Here is a 3,645-nt window from a genome sequence, read left to right on the forward strand (position 1 = left end):
GTCGCGGCCTGGGAAAGTCACCGCAACAGCAAAACGAAGAAAATTAACTGGCAGTTCACAACCGCTGACGCCAGGATCAAGCTGACGCGACTTTATCCGAATTTATAACTGTTACAAGGTACTAGGGCGGTGATAATGTTATAAACACTCAGTTTCTGGCGATTCGTTGGTCAAAATCCAATACAGACCGACCCGTTCAACGGCCTTGCTGAAATCGTCAAAATTGACCGGTTTGCGAACATAACTGTTGGCGCCGCAAGGATAACAACCGGGATTTTCCGGGTGCGTTCCTCCGTGCGTATTTTCTTCAGAACGTCTACGCCACTGAACCGCGGCAACTTCAAGTCAAGCAAGATTAGCGCCGGTTTCATGCTTTCGCTGCCATCTTTCGGGAACAACGCATCAAGCGCCCCTCACCATCATTGGCTACAACAATAGGATTGATTAGCCCGGAATTTTTCAGCGCGCGGCGGATCAGCAATTCATCTTTCGGGTCATCTTCCACGATCAGGATCTTTTTCATATCCTGCATGCGAATTCCGTTCTTTCGGGAGTTTCACGTAAAAGACGGCACCATGCCCGACCTGCCCTTCGCCACGAATGATCCCACCATGACGATTGATGATTCTTTGCACTGTTGAGAGACCGATACCTGAACCGGGAAATTCATCTTTGCGATGCAACCGCTGAAAGGGTTCAAAGAGCTTGCCCGCATAATCGTTGTTGAAACCAGTTCCGTTGTCGGCAATAGCGATTTCTATCGTTTTGTCATATTCCCTGGTGAGAGTCAAAGAAATCTTCGCCCGCTCAGTCTTGCCGGTGTATTTCCAGGCGTTACCGAATAAATTTTCCAGCGCGACTTTTATCAGTCGCTTGTCACACCAGGCTTTAAGATCCGGCTCAACCGTCACGTCAACAGTTCGCTCAGGGTTTCTTTGCTGCAATATGTCAACGACAGCCCGAGCGATGAGACTTAAATCGACCAATTCCAGGTTAAGCTCACCACGAGTGGACTGCGACAAGGTCAGCAGGTCGTCAATCAAGGTTCCCATTTCCTGGGCCCCTTGCCGCAAATAATCGAGATATTTTCGCGCATCAACATCCAGCTGATCCCCATAATCTTCCGCCAGTGCCTGGCTAAACCCATCTACCGCGCGCAAGGGCGCACGCAAATCATGCGAAACGGAATAGGCGAAAGATTCCAGCTCTTTGTTCGCTGCTTGCAGTTGATGGTTGAAGCTATCCTTGGCCGAGGTGGTTTTTTCCAACTGCTCGGTCATCTCGTCAAATGCCGCGGCCAGCCGGCCGATTTCATCCCTGGCAGACAGTCGCAGCCGACCACTGTAGTCCCCCTTGCGCAACCTTTCGATGGCACTCAGCAGAAAGGACAGGCGCTTGACAACAAAATGATTAATCAGGAAGAACAGCAGCAGTCCGGTTAGCAAGGCGATGATCCCGGCACCACCGAAGTACAGCTTCCGGGTGGACAGCAGCTCCCGGGTCACTTCCTGGCGGTCAAGCAGGTAGATAATATGCAGTTGCCAGGGCGCAAAGTAGGTGTCACAGGAGAGATAACCGAGGGACAGGTCCTCCGGCTGAGGACAGAACGGTCCCTGCTGCTGGCCATTGGCGGCATGAACCAGAACCCGAGCAATGACTGGTCGGAACCGCTCCGGCTCAGGGTCGCTGGAAAATTTGATGGTGCCTGACGCATCAACCAGCAGCGCCACCCCGCCTAGAACTGAAATCTGTTCTTTCAGAATATTGAACGCATCTTCCTGGTAACGGTTGCTGTAGGATTCGATCTCCTGCAGGCCATTTCTTTCCAGCAGCTCATAGTTTTTTTTCAGGTGGTGAGTAACAAAGTCCCCGGTAATGAAACGCATCTGAATTTGGGTGCGGTTCAAAAAGGTCTGTTCCTGCCGTTGAATCACCCAGCTGGCGAACAGGGCAAAGGCAAGCAGAACGGCCGGAACCGCCAACATGGCGATCTTGCTACGGAGGGAGGAATTGTGCAGGGTGCGAAGCAACATTGGCGGTCTCTATCCTTTATTTATAAACGTTGCCACCGGCGATATCGAGGATATCAGCCGGGATAACGATGCCGAGTTGGCTTGCCGTTGTCAGGTTGAGACCAACAGCAAAGGATTTCGGCATTGTGATCGGAATGCTTCCCGCATCCTCGCCGCTCAGGATACTGTCCGCTAATGCTGCAACTTCCCGCGCCTGCCCCGGAATATCGGGTCCCAGATAGAGTAACGCGCCGAGCTGTGGGCCACGTAGATTGGTAGCCATCAGGACTGGTTTCTCGGTCTCTTCAACCAGCAACTTGACATATTCGTCCCGTTCTCCAAGCGGACCAACCGGCGTCCACCAGTAGTCGACCTGCCCGGCCAGTTTGCGGGTGGCCTCACGGACCTGATCCAGCAGTTCCGGGAGTTTTTCCGGTACCGCCTGGTAAACAATCTGATAGGGCACGAAGGAGAAGTCGGGATGGCCGCCTATCGCTTCCCGCAGCATCCCTTTATCACCCTGGGAGGACGGATAATCGGTATGAATAAAGCCAATCCGCAGCGGTCGTTGCGAAGAAACGTCTTTGACCAACCGTAGCGCCATATCGAGTTTGGTTTTCCGCTCGATGCCGTAGACCCGCCCGCTGACATTGGTCCCTGATGGCTGGTTGATCTGAGCCACAATCCCCGCGCCGACCGGATCGGTTACGGTAAAAAACAGCCAGGGGATGTCCGTATCCTTGAGGAGCTGATGAGCGACCTGGGAACCGAGGGTGGCAATTGCAACAACCAGGTCGGGTGTTTGTTCGGCCAGGGCATTTTTCAGCAGACGGGTTGCCCTGTCCGGATCGCCATCGGCTTTAAGCACACGAAAATCAACCGAGTCGCGAATAATGTGCAGCGTTTCCTGAAAGACGGCCGAGCCTTCGAGAATGACGTGCACCGGCATAGTTTCAAGAATAATGACCTGTTTGCCCGCGGCCTCAGCCGGCATGATGGGACGTGGGTAAAACAGCATCAGGAACAACATCAGCCTGAACAACGTAGCGAGCATCCCCTGGCTCTCCTTTCCTGTTTATGGTGCTGTCAGCGGAAGTTTGACGCGAAAGTGCTGTCAAAATTCTTTGGCGCCATAACGAGAGCTGGATCATCATTTACAAAAAGAACGCTCTCTGCCTTGGTTAGCTCAACTTTATCATTTCTTGCTAACCATGCAACCTTTTCCTGATGACATGACAGTAACACTGTAAGTTCCGGGTGTGTTTTACCAAATGACCGGGCGATACGAATGACGCTCTTGCCCTTGACATATCCGACGACCTGAGCAACCGCATATTTCGGCGGGATCGCGATATCCTCGTAATTATGGTCGGAACACAAATAACCTTCCAGAACCAAGCTTTCGCGCTGCCGTACCGGTTTCCTGATAACTTTTCCAAGGTGCTGTCCTATTCGACCACAGACTACATTCCGACGACACTTTGGTATTCTCATAATCTGTTACTTCCCTGATTCACCAGCTAAAAAATAGAAAAACCTCGTTGCCCCAGTAAAACTGGGAAGATAGAATGCTTGTGCGAGCAAACAGCTATCATCAACGAGGTGAAACTAATTATGGCACAAGGCGTTCTTC

The 3,645-nt window shown here is 52.0% G+C and carries 4 protein-coding genes; all 4 read right to left on the minus strand.

Going from position 1 to position 3,645, the window contains the following annotated elements:
* Nucleotides 1-367 precede the first annotated feature (367 nt).
* The 4 genes from ICT70_RS15005 to ICT70_RS14660 are packed head-to-tail and all read right to left on the minus strand — an operon-like array spanning nucleotide 368 to nucleotide 3,506.
* Nucleotides 368-523, minus strand: a complete 156-nt coding sequence (locus tag ICT70_RS15005) for a response regulator (protein ID WP_224747092.1) — start codon at nucleotides 521-523, stop codon at nucleotides 368-370.
* Nucleotides 495-2,033 (minus strand): sensor histidine kinase, encoded by a 1,539-nt coding sequence (locus ICT70_RS14650; protein WP_191157949.1) that lies wholly within the window; start codon nucleotides 2,031-2,033, stop codon nucleotides 495-497. Before ICT70_RS14650 ends, ICT70_RS15005 begins: the two co-directional genes overlap by 29 nt.
* Nucleotides 2,034-2,049: 16 nt before the next feature.
* Nucleotides 2,050-3,066 (minus strand): ABC transporter substrate-binding protein, encoded by a 1,017-nt coding sequence (locus ICT70_RS14655; protein WP_191157951.1) that lies wholly within the window; start codon nucleotides 3,064-3,066, stop codon nucleotides 2,050-2,052.
* Between the two features lie 32 nt (nucleotides 3,067-3,098).
* The gene (locus ICT70_RS14660) at nucleotides 3,099-3,506 is read right to left on the minus strand and encodes a transposase (RefSeq protein ID WP_191157953.1); all 408 of its coding nucleotides are present in this window, start codon (nucleotides 3,504-3,506) and stop codon (nucleotides 3,099-3,101) included.
* Between the last annotated feature and the right edge of the window lie 139 nt (nucleotides 3,507-3,645).

Origin of the sequence: Pelovirga terrestris (assembly GCF_014773365.1) — a bacterium.
GTDB classification, from domain to species: Bacteria; Desulfobacterota; Desulfuromonadia; order Desulfuromonadales; family Geopsychrobacteraceae; genus Pelovirga; species Pelovirga terrestris.